The 14,518-nt window shown below is 46.5% G+C and carries 13 protein-coding genes; 9 read left to right on the top strand and 4 right to left on the bottom strand.

The window, feature by feature from the left end; translation table 11 throughout:
• Positions 1–3 precede the first annotated feature (3 nt).
• From GLV97_RS04755 to spo0A, 8 genes are all read left to right on the top strand, one after another.
• Positions 4–876 (top strand): polyprenyl synthetase family protein, encoded by an 873-nt coding sequence (locus GLV97_RS04755; RefSeq protein ID WP_237416843.1) that lies wholly within the window; start codon positions 4–6, stop codon positions 874–876.
• Between the two features lie 709 nt (positions 877–1,585).
• The gene (locus tag GLV97_RS04750; protein ID WP_160836083.1) at positions 1,586–2,185 is read left to right on the top strand and encodes a hypothetical protein; all 600 of its coding nucleotides are present in this window, start codon (positions 1,586–1,588) and stop codon (positions 2,183–2,185) included.
• Between the two features lie 18 nt (positions 2,186–2,203).
• Positions 2,204–4,096, top strand: coding sequence for a 1-deoxy-D-xylulose-5-phosphate synthase (gene dxs, locus GLV97_RS04745; protein ID WP_160836082.1), 1,893 nt, complete (start codon positions 2,204–2,206; stop codon positions 4,094–4,096).
• 5 nt (positions 4,097–4,101) lie between these two features.
• On the top strand, positions 4,102–4,920 hold the full coding sequence (locus GLV97_RS04740) for a TlyA family RNA methyltransferase (RefSeq protein ID WP_160836081.1): 819 nt from the start codon (positions 4,102–4,104) through the stop codon (positions 4,918–4,920).
• A 63-nt stretch (positions 4,921–4,983) separates the two neighbouring features.
• A complete protein-coding gene (gene ahrC, locus GLV97_RS04735; protein ID WP_160836080.1) occupies positions 4,984–5,433 on the top strand; it encodes a transcriptional regulator AhrC/ArgR in 450 nt (149 codons plus the stop codon).
• Positions 5,434–5,450: 17 nt separating this feature from the next.
• Positions 5,451–7,181, top strand: coding sequence for a DNA repair protein RecN (recN, locus tag GLV97_RS04730; RefSeq protein WP_160836079.1), 1,731 nt, complete (start codon positions 5,451–5,453; stop codon positions 7,179–7,181).
• A 220-nt stretch (positions 7,182–7,401) separates the two neighbouring features.
• A complete protein-coding gene (gene spoIVB, locus GLV97_RS04725) occupies positions 7,402–8,628 on the top strand; it encodes a SpoIVB peptidase (RefSeq protein WP_160889154.1) in 1,227 nt (408 codons plus the stop codon).
• Positions 8,629–8,848: 220 nt separating this feature from the next.
• Complete coding sequence (spo0A, locus tag GLV97_RS04720) at positions 8,849–9,628, top strand: sporulation transcription factor Spo0A (protein WP_160836077.1); 780 nt, start codon at positions 8,849–8,851, stop codon at positions 9,626–9,628.
• A gap of 43 nt (positions 9,629–9,671) precedes the next feature.
• Here the strand turns inward: spo0A and GLV97_RS04715 are convergent, their stop codons facing one another.
• On the bottom strand, positions 9,672–9,944 hold the full coding sequence (locus GLV97_RS04715) for a hypothetical protein (protein WP_160836076.1): 273 nt from the start codon (positions 9,942–9,944) through the stop codon (positions 9,672–9,674).
• 205 nt (positions 9,945–10,149) lie between these two features.
• Between GLV97_RS04715 and GLV97_RS04710 the strand changes: the two genes are divergently transcribed.
• On the top strand, positions 10,150–11,499 hold the full coding sequence (locus tag GLV97_RS04710; protein WP_160889153.1) for an aspartate kinase: 1,350 nt from the start codon (positions 10,150–10,152) through the stop codon (positions 11,497–11,499).
• Positions 11,500–11,526: 27 nt separating this feature from the next.
• Here GLV97_RS04710 and GLV97_RS04705 read toward each other — a convergent pair whose 3' ends face one another.
• From GLV97_RS04705 to GLV97_RS04695, 3 genes are read right to left on the bottom strand one after another with little or no spacing between them, the layout of a single operon-like run.
• Positions 11,527–12,267, bottom strand: coding sequence for a 3'-5' exonuclease (locus GLV97_RS04705; protein ID WP_160889152.1), 741 nt, complete (start codon positions 12,265–12,267; stop codon positions 11,527–11,529).
• Positions 12,267–14,174, bottom strand: a complete 1,908-nt coding sequence (locus GLV97_RS04700) for a DUF294 nucleotidyltransferase-like domain-containing protein (protein WP_160836074.1) — start codon at positions 14,172–14,174, stop codon at positions 12,267–12,269. The genes GLV97_RS04705 and GLV97_RS04700 overlap by 1 nt, the downstream gene beginning before the upstream one ends.
• A gap of 14 nt (positions 14,175–14,188) precedes the next feature.
• A complete protein-coding gene (locus GLV97_RS04695) occupies positions 14,189–14,434 on the bottom strand; it encodes a DUF2627 domain-containing protein (RefSeq protein ID WP_160836073.1) in 246 nt (81 codons plus the stop codon).
• Between the last annotated feature and the right edge of the window lie 84 nt (positions 14,435–14,518).

Below are 14,518 nucleotides of genomic sequence, written 5' to 3'. Positions count from 1 at the left end.
GAGCTGAAAGCCTATTTATCAGATAAACAGTCATTCATTAATGAGCAGTTGAGGATGTATGTAAGGGACTATACTGTTCCTGGAAGACTGCAGGATTCCATTCTTTATTCAATAGAAGCGGGCGGCAAAAGACTGCGGCCGATTCTGCTCCTTGCAACAGCCGAAGCCTTTGGTGCCCCGTCAGAAAAAGGGGTGACAGCCGCTGCTGCCCTTGAAATGGTGCATACGTATTCCTTAATCCATGATGATCTGCCGGCTATGGATAATGATGATTACAGACGCGGGATGCCTACCAACCATAAGAAATTCGATGAAGCGACAGCCATCCTTGCCGGAGATGCCCTGCTTACGATGAGCACCCAGCTGATTGCTGAGGATCCGTCTCTTGAACAAACAGAGAAATTATTTCTCATTCAAGAACTGACAAAGGCGGCCGGTCCAAGGGGAATGGTTGAAGGCCAGATGCAGGATATGCTGAGTGAAGGAAAAGAAATTTCTCTCGAGGCCCTGGAGAATATTCATAAAAACAAGACGGGGCGGTTATTGGATTTTGCTATCTGCGCAGGGGCGAGGCTCGGAAATGCATCAGAAGAATCGATGGAGCAGATGAGTGAAATGGCAGAAGCTCTCGGTCTCATTTTCCAGATTCAGGACGACATCCTTGATGTTACCGGCGATGCAGAAGTGATCGGCAAACCTGTAGGCAGTGATGTGATCAATGATAAGAGTACCTATCCCGGTCTCCTTGGCCTGGATGGTGCGGTAAATCAGAAGAACGATTACGTCGGAACCGCACAGGCGGCACTGAAAGAAGCGGGTGTGGAAGGCACGGTTCTGTCACAACTTATTCACTATTTGAGCACACGTGATCATTGATCCAGTGGATTTCGATTGAGGTGTCTGCTGAAATATGATATATTATTTTTACAAAAGGAATGGTGCAGTATTCTAGTCGGTCCTCCGTTCCTGAAGGCGGGCCTAAAAATCCGCCAAAGGGCACATCGATGAAGTTCCTTGTGTCGGCTTGAGGCGCCCAGCCTTGGGTCGATGCTGGGAGTTAAGGTTGCAGGGCGATCCACAAAGGCATGTGGGCGTTGACCCTGCTTCCGCGGAGGCCCATTCTTGTAACGGTCTCTGAGCCAGATACCGTTATGAAATGGGGTATGAACCTGCAGCACATGGAGTAACATCTATGTGCGCAGCGTAGCCTGCCTTGAGTGGTTCTTGAGGGGATTACAGTCCATGAGCCCCTGTGACTACAGATGGCCACTGTGGTCCTGGGACGTAAGCTGTATGAAATCAGAACTGCAAAAGAGGCTAAGGAACGGTCAAAGGCTGTCGGGGAAATCCCCTAGACTGTTCTATGGACATGAAACGGGAATTATAGTGCGGACTAAGTGGCAATCTAGTCCAGTTATCGGAAACGAGGCTGAGTCGAGTTTAAAGGGGAACCGCCAGAGTGGTGACACTCGGTACTTGATTGGGAAAACCTACTAGACCTAAGCCGCAATTTTTACCCGTTTTGTGACCATTCCTTTCTTTTACATAAACAATTTATGATTATATATGGATATAGAGGTTAAGAATGGATAATAAATTAAAAAAAGCCGTAAATTTCAGTTTGAGCATCGCCGTTATCACATTTGTGTTAGCGGCTATTTTTTCAGTTATCTCATCTTCCGTTTTAAGTGGAGTCATGTGGATCATTGGACTAATCATTGTATTTATCATCGTATTTACCGGTGTAGTCTTTGATATGCTTGGTATAGCAGCTACAGCTGCTGAAGAGAAGCCTTTCCATGCAATGGCTTCGGAGAAGGTCCCGGGCTCCAAGGAGGCTATTGCGATTGTCAGAAATGCGGATCGATTCGCAAGTTTCTGTAACGACGTAATAGGGGATATATCTGGTATAGTTAGTGGTACGGCCTCCACTGTCGTCGTACTTCAGCTCGCTTCGAGTTTCGGGTACACAGAAGGGTCCGCCGTTCAGATTGGGATCAACGTGTTCCTTACCAGCATCGTGGCAGCTCTGACAGTGGGAGGAAAGGCACTTGGTAAATTCTTCGCCATCAATCATTCCACGCGGATCATCTTTTTTGCTGCCAGAGTGATTGCCTGGTTAGAAAACAAATTAAATGTAAGAATATTATCAAACATGATGTCGTCCACTAAAAAATCAAGATAAATACAAGGGGGTCCTTCAATGGATCTGAGCAGAATCAACGACCCTTCGTTATTGAAGGATATGAATACGAAACAATTGGAAGAATTTGCAGCAGAAGTAAGACAGTTTTTAATTGAGAATCTCGCCACTACAGGCGGCCACCTCGGTGCGAACCTTGGAGTTGTAGAGCTGACGCTGGCTCTCCATAAAGTATATAACAGTCCTGTGGACCGCTTCATATGGGATGTCGGCCACCAGTCGTATATCCATAAAATTCTGACCGGACGTGGAGGACAGTTTGATTCACTCCGTCAATATAAAGGATTGTGCGGGTTCCCGAAGCGGGATGAAAGTGAGCATGATGTATGGGAAACCGGACACAGTTCAACTTCATTATCCGCTGCCATGGGAATGGCGATTGCACGAGACCTGAAAAAACAGGACCATTCCATTCTGCCTGTCATTGGTGATGGAGCCCTGACCGGTGGTATGGCGCTGGAGGCTCTGAACCATATCGGGCATGAGAAAAAGAATGTAACCGTTATCTTGAACGATAACGAAATGTCGATTGCCAAAAACGTAGGAGCTCTCCACGGGGCTCTCGGGCGGATGAGAAGCGCCGGGAAGTATAATCGTGCCAAAGATGATCTGGAATGGCTGCTGAAGAAGATTCCGGCTGTCGGCGGGAAGATTGCCCAGGCGGCTGAACGCTTGAAAGACAGTATGAAGTACTTCGTCGTTCCGGGCATGTTTTTTGAAGAGCTCGGATTCACGTACTACGGCCCTGTGGATGGACATGACTTTGAAGACTTGATGGAAAACCTGAACTATGCCAGAAAGACAGACGGCCCGGTCATCGTACATGTGATGACGAAGAAAGGGAAGGGGTACCATCCGGCAGAAACTGATGTGAAGGATAAATGGCATGGTGTCGGCCCCTATAAGATTGAATCAGGAGAAAAAATTAAGCCTGTCAATGCCCCGCCCGCATGGAGCTCCGTCATCAGTGATGCTCTAATTAAAAAAGCACACGGAGATGAGCGCATTGTCGCTGTTACACCTGCGATGATCCTTGGATCCAAGCTTGAAAAGTTCGGTGAGGAATTCCCTGATCGTTTGTTTGATGTGGGAATTGCCGAACAGCATGCGACAACGATGTCCGCCGGTCTTGCGACTCAGGGGATGAAGCCGTTTCTGGCTATTTATTCCACATTCCTGCAGCGAGGTTACGATCAGGTCGTCCATGATGTAGCCCGTCAGAAATTGAATGTGACTTTTGGTATCGACCGTGCAGGGCTTGTCGGTGCTGATGGAGAAACCCACCAGGGCGTCTTTGATATTGCGTTCCTCAGGTCTGTTCCAAATATGATCATCAGCATGCCTAAAGATGAGAATGAAGCGCAGCACCTCGTCCATACAGCGGCAGAATACGATGAAGGACCATTTGCGATTCGTTACCCGCGCGGCAACGCGAAAGGGGTCGAAACGGATAAACAGATGAGGTCCATACCCGTGGGCAGCTGGGAAGTTCTGAAAGAAGGTACGGAAGCGGTTATTCTTACGTTCGGGACAACCATCGATATGGCGCTTGACGCAGCGGACCGTCTTGAAAAGGAAGGGCGCTCTGTACGGGTTGTGAATGCCCGCTACATCAAGCCGATGGACGAGTCTATGCTGCATGACATCATGAAGCAGGGCCTTCCGATTTTAACGGTAGAGGAAGCTGTTCTACAGGGTGGATTTGGCTCAGCGGTGCTTGAATTCGCAGAGGAAAACAGCTATACCTCCCAGTGGGTGCGGCGTATGGGAGTTCCTGATCGCTTCATCGAACACGGAAGCGTACCAAAACTCTGGGAAGAGATCGGCCTGACTCCGGATAACATGGTGAAACACTTAAAAGAATTGATACCAACAAAACAGCAGAGGGCATAAACGATATGGGCAGAAAAGTACGATTAGATGTATTACTTGTAGAAAAAGGGTATATAGAAACCCGGGAAAAAGCGAAACGAACCATCATGGCCGGTCTTGTATTTCATGAACAAGTCCGCCTCGATAAGCCCGGCTTGAAGGTGGAGGAGGACTTGGAACTGACGGTTAAAGGTCGTCCTATTCCTTATGTCAGCCGGGGCGGTTTGAAACTGGAAAAAGCGTTGAAGCACTTTGACCTTTCTGTTCAAGATAAGGTTATGATTGATATCGGATCTTCCACCGGAGGTTTTACGGACTGTGCGCTGCAGAACGGAGCGCGGCTGAGTTATGCTGTAGATGTGGGATATAATCAACTCGACTGGCGTCTCCGCAACCATGACCAGGTGGTTGTCATGGAGCGTACCAATTTCCGGTATGTGACCAAAGAGGATCTGACTCACGGACAGCCGCAGTTCGCTTCCATTGATGTCTCCTTCATTTCCCTCCGCATCATTCTGCCGGTCCTTGCTGAGATTCTGGAGCAGCAGGGGGATGTGGCGGCACTCATAAAACCACAGTTTGAAGCAGGCAGAGAACAAGTAGGGAAAAAGGGAATTGTGAGAGACCCCGCGATTCATAAAGAGGTTGTGAAAACAATTCTTGATTTTGCTTCCGATCACGGATATTCTGTTTATGGACTCACTTTTTCTCCGATTACCGGCGGGGATGGCAATATTGAATTCCTCGTCCACCTGCGGCTGGATCATGCCGGCAGCAATGGAGAACAGGTGGATATCGATGCTGTAGTCAACGAAGCGCATGAGGCGCACAGCAGAAACGCATAATGAATGTAAAAGGGCTTAGTACAGGCCCTTTTCTTATGGAAGGACTTGAAACGGAGGATGGTCATGAACAAAGGACAACGTCACATCAAAATCAGGGAACTGATCACAAACGACGATATTGAAACCCAGGATGAGCTGGTCGACCGATTGAAGGGTATGGGATACAATGTCACCCAGGCAACGGTATCCCGCGATATCAAAGAGCTGCATCTTGTAAAGGTGCCGATGATGGATGGCCGTTACAAATACAGTCTCCCTGCAGATCAGCGCTTCAATCCCTTTGAAAAGCTGAAACGGCTCATGATGGATGCCTTTGTCAGTATAGATCGGGCCGGACATTTTATTATTTTGAAAACCCTGCCGGGAAATGCCAATGCTGTTGGTGCTCTAGTGGATAATCTGGAATGGGATGAAATTATGGGGACCATCTGCGGAGATGATACCTGCTTAATTATCTGCCGCAGTGAAGAACATACGGAGTCAATTAGTGAGCAGCTGCTAAATATGCTATAACTGAGGTGGATGGTTTCATGCTAACAGAGTTGTCTATTCGTGATTTTGCAATCATTGATGAGATCTCAATCACGTTCAAAGAAGGTTTGACTGTACTGACCGGTGAAACGGGGGCTGGGAAATCCATCATTATTGATGCGATTCAGCTTCTTTCCGGCGGACGGGGATCCGTTGAATTTGTTCGTCATGGAACAAAAAAGGCCGAAATTGAAGGTTTATTTACAGTACAGCCGGATCATCCGATCTATAAGGTCGGGCAGGATTACGGTGTGGATATTGATCAGGACGGCATGGTGGTACTGGAGCGGACCATTACCCATCAGGGGAAAAGCATCTGCCGGGTGAATGGAAAGCTGGTTACACTCGGGATCATGAGGGAGTTCGGACATTCCTTAATAGACATTCACAGCCAGCATGAGACACAGTCGCTTATGGACCCTGACCGGCACGTTGAACTGCTTGATGTTTTTGCCGGGGAAGAGCTCCGATCTGTGCTGGATGAATATGAAAGCGTTTATGACAAATACAGGACAATGAAGAAGCGCTATAAAGAATTAAGTGAGAATGAACAGGAAATGGCTCAGCGGCTTGATCTGCTCGAATTTCAACTCCGAGAGCTTCAGGGAGCTGAAATGCAGCCGCTTGAAGATGATGAGCTTGCGGAAGAACGGAAGAAACTCATGAATTTCGAAAAGGTCTATCAAGGGATTCATGATGCTTATTACTCCTTGTACGGGGAGCAGCGTGGACTGGACTGGCTTAGTCATGCGATGACCTCTCTGGAAAGCACCTCGGATGTGGATGATAATCTGGCGAAATTATCTGAAGAGATGACTAACACTTATTATCTGATGGAAGAGATGACTTTTAAGCTGAGTAACCATATGGCTGAACTGGAGTTTGATCCTGAGCGTCTTAACCAGATTGAGTCCAGGCTGAACGAGCTGAACCGGTTGAAGAAGAAATACGGGGCGACAGTGGATGATATGCTTCAGTATGCTTCCCGGATCGAAGAGGAGATCGACGAAATCCGCAACAAGGATTCTCACCTGAGCAAGATGGAGAATGAAATTGCAGAATTGTCTCAGGACGCCCTTCTTGAGGCGCAGGGGATGCATGAAATTCGTGCGAAAGCTGCCGAACAGCTCGCCGAATTCATCCATGTAGAGCTGCGGGATCTTTATTTGGAGAAAGCAGCCTTTGCAGTCGATCTGCAGACGAAACCAGGCAGACAAGGCGATCCGGAGTTGGAAGGATCGCCTGTCCAGCTGCTTCCAAACGGCATTGATCTTGTGAAGTTTTTAATTACGACCAACCCGGGCGAACCGCTTAAAGAACTACATAAAGTAGCTTCCGGAGGAGAAATGTCCCGTATTATGCTGGCTTTAAAACGGATTTTCTCAAGACACCAGGGCATTACCAGTGTGATCTTTGATGAGGTGGACACAGGTGTCAGTGGAAGAGTGGCCCAGGCGATTGCCGAAAAAATTTACGGCATTTCCGAGGGTTCACAGGTGCTGTGTATTTCCCACCTTCCACAGGTTGCCGCTATGGCTGATACACATGTCCGGATAGAAAAACGTGTGGAGGATGAGCGGACATCGACCGCTGCCAAAGAGCTCTCACTCGATGAAAAAGCAGATGAAATCTCCCGCATGATTACGGGAGCTGAATTGACAGCTACAACCGTAGAGCACGCGAGGGAACTGCTGACTATGGCCGATAAACATAAAAGTAAATCATCTTGATCAACCTAAGCGCATGGACGAGTCCATGCGTTTTTATTTGTCTTATGTTTTCCATGAAAACACCTATCTATACAACGTTTACCTATACGTTGGAGAATGTTTCAAAGCAAGGCAAACGGTACTATAATTACTCAGATTATGCTCGTTTAAAAAGGATACAGGAAGACCACATTATAAGTAAGCCATTTAGTTGGTACTGGAGTACAAGGAGAGTGAACCCGTGAAAAAACAAGCACTTAACTATATATGTGGTTCTGTTCTCCTGCTGTTTATGCTTATTTTGCCCTTTTACGCCCCCGTACAGCACTATCTGTCCATACCGGCAGAAGTAAAAGTCAGCGCAAGCCACGATGAACATTCGGCAGATCAGGAAGCGTGGACGGCTTTTTCCTCCACGAATGATCACGAAGTGTTCTATGAGTTTGCAGGTGTCCCGGTTAAGAAAACAACCCTTGAGAAGGTCAGGGATATCCGGTTGATCCCCGGAGGTCAGTCGGTAGGTGTTGAGCTTCATACGAAAGGTGTCCTTGTCGTAGGTCACCACCTCGTGAACGGACAAGACGAGCAACGGACATCGCCCGGAGAGCAGGCGGAAATCCAAATAGGTGATATTCTGCTTGAAGGGAACGGAGAGGAAATCAACAGTATGGAGAAATTATCCTCCATCGTAAAGGAAACCGGGGAAAGGAAAGAATCCCTCGAACTGAAAATTAAACGGGGGAAGGAAATGACGACGGCAAGTCTGACCCCGTCCTATAATCCGAGGGAGAAGGAATATCAGATTGGTCTGTATATTCGTGACTCTGCGGCTGGAATCGGGACGATGACTTTTTATGATCCGGAAACCAAGAAGTATGGAGCCCTGGGTCATGTCATTTCCGATATGGATACGAAAAAACCGATTGAAATCCATGAAGGTACCATAGTCAAATCGCAGGTCACTTCCATTGAAAAAGGAGCGCAGGGTGTCCCCGGCGAGAAAAAAGCAAAGTTCTCCTTGAGAAACGACCGCCTGGGCATCATTACCAAAAACACGCCGTTCGGCATTTTTGGTACATTGGATGATGATATGACGAATGAAGAATATCCGGAAGGACTTCCCATTGGTTTCGCCGAACAGGTGGAAGAAGGGCCGGCTCAGATCATGACGGTTCTTGATGGGGAGAAAATGCAGACCTTCGATGTGGAAATCGTCAGTAATATGCCGAAGAAAGCAGCAGTGACAAAGGGCATGATTGTTAAGATCACTGATCCTGAACTCCTGGATAAAACAGGAGGAATCGTTCAGGGGATGAGTGGGAGCCCGATTATCCAGAATGGGAAAATCATCGGTGCTGTCACCCATGTATTCGTCAATGATCCGACAAGCGGATACGGCGTCCATATCGAGTGGATGCTGCAGGAAGCAGGCATTTCCCTCCATGAAGAAGAGAAGAAAGCAGGATAGGAGCTCAACAGGGGCTCCTTTTCTTTTTGTCGACAAATTTCGACATACACATGGGCAGTTATGTCGAATACATACGAAAAATCGAGTAATTTTAAGCATTTGCCAGATATTCTCTCATTTATTATATTTTTTGTTATAATAAAAAGGGAAGTATCTTATGCCTGTCGAATACGTGTATTACGGAAATAAAGAGGACTACTCTCTTAAGGAGGAAAAAGGAATGGAAAAGATTCAAGTTTGTTTGGCTGATGATAACAGAGAGCTGGTAAAGCTTCTTGAAGAGTATTTTGAAGACACTCACGATATAGAAGTGGTCGGTACTTCGTACAACGGAAAAGATTGTCTGCAAATGGTCGAAGAGAAGAAGCCGGACGTGCTGATATTGGATATCATTATGCCACATCTCGACGGTCTTGCTGTATTGAACAAGCTGAGGGAGATGGACAAGCATCCCGAGGTGATCATGTTAACAGCGTTCGGACAGGAAGAAGTGACGAAAAAAGCCGTCGAACTTGGAGCGGCTTACTTTATGATGAAGCCTTTCGATCTTGACCACCTTGGAGAGCAGGTCCGTCAGATTAAACATGCGGGCGATCCAATCAACCGCGCCCTTGGCAGCAGTTATACCTCAACAAGATCGAAAAAACCGGATCTGGATACAAGCATCACCCATATCATTCATGAAGTAGGAGTGCCCGCTCATATTAAGGGCTATCAGTATCTCCGCGAAGCCATTACAATGGTCTATAAAGATTTGGAACTGCTCGGATCTATTACGAAGGTCCTTTATCCGGATATCGCCACAAAATATAATACGACCGCTTCCCGCGTCGAAAGAGCTATCCGTCACGCCATTGAAGTAGCCTGGAACCGGGGCAATATCGATGCCATTTCCTCCTTGTTCGGCTACACGATTTCCAACACGAAAGCAAAACCCACGAACAGCGAATTCATCGCGATGGTGGCTGATCGTCTCCGCCTGGAGCATCGGGCAAGCTGATCCATTCAAAAAAGCACGTATGTGTTCTCACATACGTGCTTTTTTATGTCATTAACTGTTTAATTTGTCCAGCAAGCTCTGCGTTATCGTAAACGCCTGCGTCAATGGAGCGGATTTCCTCCATTAAAAAGTCCTGGGCTTCCTTATCTACAAAGGCAAGGCCGTCAAGGTTAATCAGCCGGTAACTGAAAGGAAGGTCCAAATACTGAATAATGACATATCTGTGTCCTTGATCAAAATAGCTGCAAAGGACAGATATCTCGCTGTTTTCTGGATAATATCGTGTGCCGCCGAACCCGTCATTCATCAAAACCATCAGATCACCCTTCCTCCTAGTATCCATAATATAGGATAATGAACAAATATGTAACAGATTTATAAGGAAATTGTAAAAAACTTGTAGAAATTTAAGAGAAAAAGTTTTTTAAAAAATTTTGATAAATCTGTTCATCTTTCCGCCCCACTTGTGTTACAATTCTTAATTATTAATTACTTTGGTACTCTAATGAGGTGTTGTACATATGAAGGTCGTAAAATTTGGCGGCAGCTCCGTTGCCGATGCAGGACAGCTCGAAAAAGTGAAGAATATTGTTACAGCTGAAGAAGAACGGCGTGTCGTCGTCGTTTCCGCACCAGGAAAGCGATACAGCGGCGATCAGAAAGTAACGGATCTACTCATAAAGCTGGGGGAATCGATCCATAATGGAGAGGTCGACCATGATGTTTACAAAATGATCATCGATCGTTTCCAATCCATGGTTGATGAGTTGAATCTTCCGCTGGATGTATTGGAAGAAGTGAGAAAACGTTTGGAATTCTCTATGGAACAGGTGCAGAAGAAGGAAGCCAAAGCGATCGACTCTTTGAAATCTTGCGGGGAGGACGGATCTGCATTAATTTTAAGTGCCTATTTAAGGCAGGAAGGATATGAATCCTCTTATGTAAACCCGAAGGAAGCAGGTATCCTCGTCCGTGATGAACCAGGCGGCGCCCTTGTGCTCGAGGAAAGCTTCGAAAAGTTATACCGATTAAGAGAGCGTCAGGAGATTCTTGTTATTCCTGGATTTTTCGGCTATACGCCGGAAGGAACTCTCGTGACATTCTCCAGGGGAGGATCGGACATTACCGGATCTATTGTTGCTGCAGGACTGCAGGCAGAGCTGTATGAGAATTTCACGGACGTGGATTCGGTCTATTGTGTCAACCCAATGTTTGTGGATCAGCCGAAGGAACTGACATCCCTGACCTACAGGGAGATGCGTGAATTATCTTATGCCGGTTTTTCTGTTTTTCATGATGAGGCGCTTATTCCAGCATTTAAAGCTAAAATACCCGTCTGTATTAAGAACACGAATAACCCTTCAGCTCCTGGAACGATGATTACAGCCGATCTCCCTGACCGTGAATCTCATGTTGTGGGGATTGCCAGTGACAAAGGGTTTCTCAACTTGTATGTCAGCAAATATTTAATGAACAGGGAGCTTGGCTTCGGCCGGAAACTGCTGCAGATTTTGGAAGATGAAGGTGTTTCATTCGAGCACGCTCCTTCTGGAATCGATGACATGTCTGTCGTGCTGAGAGATCATCAGCTTCCACCGGAGAAAGAGGAGGTCGTTGTCCGGAGGATTAAGGAAGAGTTGAAGGTGGACACCATTATCATTGAACGGGATATGGCGATGATTATGATTGTGGGAGAAGGCATGAACCAGACGATCGGAATAGCCAGTCAGGCCGCTTGTGCCTTCAGAGAGGCTGATGTCAACATTGAGATGATCAACCAGGGATCTTCGGAGGTTTCCATGATGTTCGGAGTGAAGACCGAGGGACTGGCCGATGCTGTTCAGTCGTTATATCACACGTTTTTTGAATGAAATATAATAAAGACGAAGCCCTTATAATCAGGGCTTCGTCTTTTTTTGTCCATCTAATTGTCTATATAAATCATGCAATGTTTGTATACCGTGGTGTTCAGTTTTCTCCAACAGGAAACGGAACAATTCAGCGGTCATAATGGCATCATTCAAGGCATGGTGACGATCCCTCTTCTCGATACCGACATGCTTCAGTAATGGGTCGAGCTGATGCCTGACGTGAGGGAGGAGCCATTGGGCCATCACCTGGGAATCAATAACGTGGGGATCATATTCCGGAAGCTTCCAGCGCTTCAGCATCGTTTTAAGGAAACGCATATCAAATTTGGCTGGATGTGCGACTAAAACAGAACCTTCGCTGAATTCCATGAAGTTCTGAAATCCTTCGATAAAAGGGCTCGCGTTTTTCAACTGATCCTTGGTCAGCCCTGTTAACCGCAGAGTTTGTCTATTTACAGGACGGATCGGACGGATCACTTGATAAAACGTCTTCCGGTGACAGGCATTCAATCCATTCAGGCGGATGGCTCCGATCGATATGATTTCATGCCCGATTTCAGGCAGAAACCCTGTCGTCTCTAAATCGAAGATCGTAAAATCCAGAGAGGAGAGCGGCTTTTCCTTGAAGCATGCTTCTTTGTCCGCCTCATTCAGCCTTTGTTCCAGCTGGTGATACGTATTCCACTTTAAATAGGGTTTAATTTTGTAATAATATAAAGGTTTTTCAAAAAGCAGATACTTAATGATCTGTAAGTCAACAGGTAACATCAAACCACCCGATTTCGGTTATAACTCAGTTCAAGCACCTGCTGCAGCCGCTTGGCGATAATAAGCGCTTCTCTCAGAGAGCGGCGTTCTTCCTTCTTTAATGGAGTGAGCTTCAGGTCATTGGATAAGGTGTCCCCTTCCTCCAATTGATCAAGGTTGGACTGCAGGCGGAAAAGCATCAGCCTGTGAAGGGCTGTTTTGGCATTTTCCACGTCCCTGGGGTGGAAACGTTCATGTTCGGCCAGGGCTTCCAGGCGGTTGACTGTATTTATTTCTTCAATTCCATACTTCATACTGTAAATACGTATGGCGTTCACAATCTGCATGATCGCCGATTTCTTAATATTCAAGGTCCGTTTTTTACCGATACCTGAAATTCTGCCGAAGGGCTGGACGGGCACGCGGAACCGGAGGGTATCCTTCATCAGGAGCTGATGCAGGTTCAAGGATTTCTGAACTTTTTTGGTCACGTATTTTTTTAAATCATACGCCAGGGAGTAATCCCCGCTGATCGGTCTGAAATCCATGAAGATGGTAAAGTCGCGGATTTCTTCTGCATCCATCTTGGAGATCCATTGATCAATGTCGGCGTGCCATTCACTCGTTTGTTTTCTCCATTTTTCCTCTTTGGCCATAATCCCCCCTGTGCAGTAGGGGTATCCGCATTCATTAAGCATATCGTTGATCTTCTTGGAAAAAATGGAGAAGTAAGCATCGATTTTCTTTTTGTGCCTGGACTTGTCGTAATCCGCCATAATCATTGCATTATCCTGATCCGTGGAAAAGGCCTGTTCTTTCCGTCCTTCACTTCCGAGAACGAGAAAACAATAATTGACCGGCGGGGCTCCGTAGCCTTCGCGGATCATTTCATCCTCCGCAATCTGGACAATCTGCTTATGAATCCGGTCGTTATAGTTCGTCATTAATTCCGCGATATCATAAGCGAGCATTTTATCTTTAATCAAACTGCGGACGAACTGCTGAAATCGTTCATTGTAAATCGGGGACAGGGGCTTGACTGCCTCCACACTTGCGGCGTTGGATATTTTGTAGGTGAGATCAAAATAAACGGAATTTTTAATGGTGAAAAACGATGACTGCCTTAAAATGCCGACGACCTTGTCCTTATGGAGGACAGGGATGATTTCCGTCGGATGGTGTTTCAAATAACTAAGGGCGTCATAGATGAATTCCTGTTCACTAATCTCATACGCTTCTTCTGACATATAGGCCCGGACAGGGTTATTGTGGTCGTTTTCGAAGTAGGCCTTCAAAATTTCGCTGTATCCGATCATTCCGAGCATCGACCTTGTATCCTCACTCACGATAAGGGCTTCGATTTTCTGCTGCTGCAGCATCCGGGCAGCTTTTTCTATGGAAGCCTGAGGATGGATGAAAGTGGGAGGTTCCATATAGGCGTCTGCTCTTTTCTTATACAACTCACGGTCATCCTCCTCATCTGTAGAGGAGCTTTTATATTTGACCTCGTCATACAAGCTTTTCATCAGATGGCTGATCCCGTCCATAACCACCTTGGAAAACTGAGTATTGTTTGACATGATTTTCAGGAAGGATTCGCGTTCAAAACAGATGGTCTGTATCGGCTCAAGAGCCTGTACGGAGAACCTCATTTCTCCGCTGGTCAATAAAATCATGACTCCGATTAAGTCACCGGGATAATAAAAGCGGACAGATAACTGCCGTCCATTGGAACGGTGCATAATGTTTTTGGCAAGGCCGGAGATCATGAAGTGGATATCGATGGAATCATCTTCCTGGTCTTCATGGATGATAAATTCATTGGTACTGTATTCCTTTACGGAAGCTTTTCCAAAAACGTCCTGGAATTCCTCCTCAGACAACAGGTCAAACGGGTACTGCTGCCTGAATAATTCAAACTCTGTCACAGAGCAAAACTCCTTCATTCTGGATAGTTGGTTTGTTTGAACCTTCCTTTAGTCAAGTTCCTTTTTCTGTCCCGGTGGAGAATGAAGCCTCCAATGAACGCAAGTCCGCCTGCGAAAAATAGAACACCAGCCAGACCCTGGACGGCAATATGGAAATAAAGATCATGGAATTCTCCGAACAGAGCATCACGGATTAATTTTATGCCGTAGACGGCGACCAAACCCGGAGTAACTAATAGCAGTAGTGCTATGAGGCGCATGGGCATCGCTCCTTTTTATAGTCCAACCCCAGTATATCAAATGGGGAGGGAAGTGGGAACAATCCCATGCTTGCTAAAATATGC

The organism is Halobacillus litoralis, from assembly GCF_009856355.1.
Classification (GTDB): Bacteria; Bacillota; Bacilli; order Bacillales; family Halobacillaceae; genus Halobacillus; species Halobacillus litoralis_B.
This window is presented reverse-complemented; position numbering and strand designations above follow the sequence as displayed.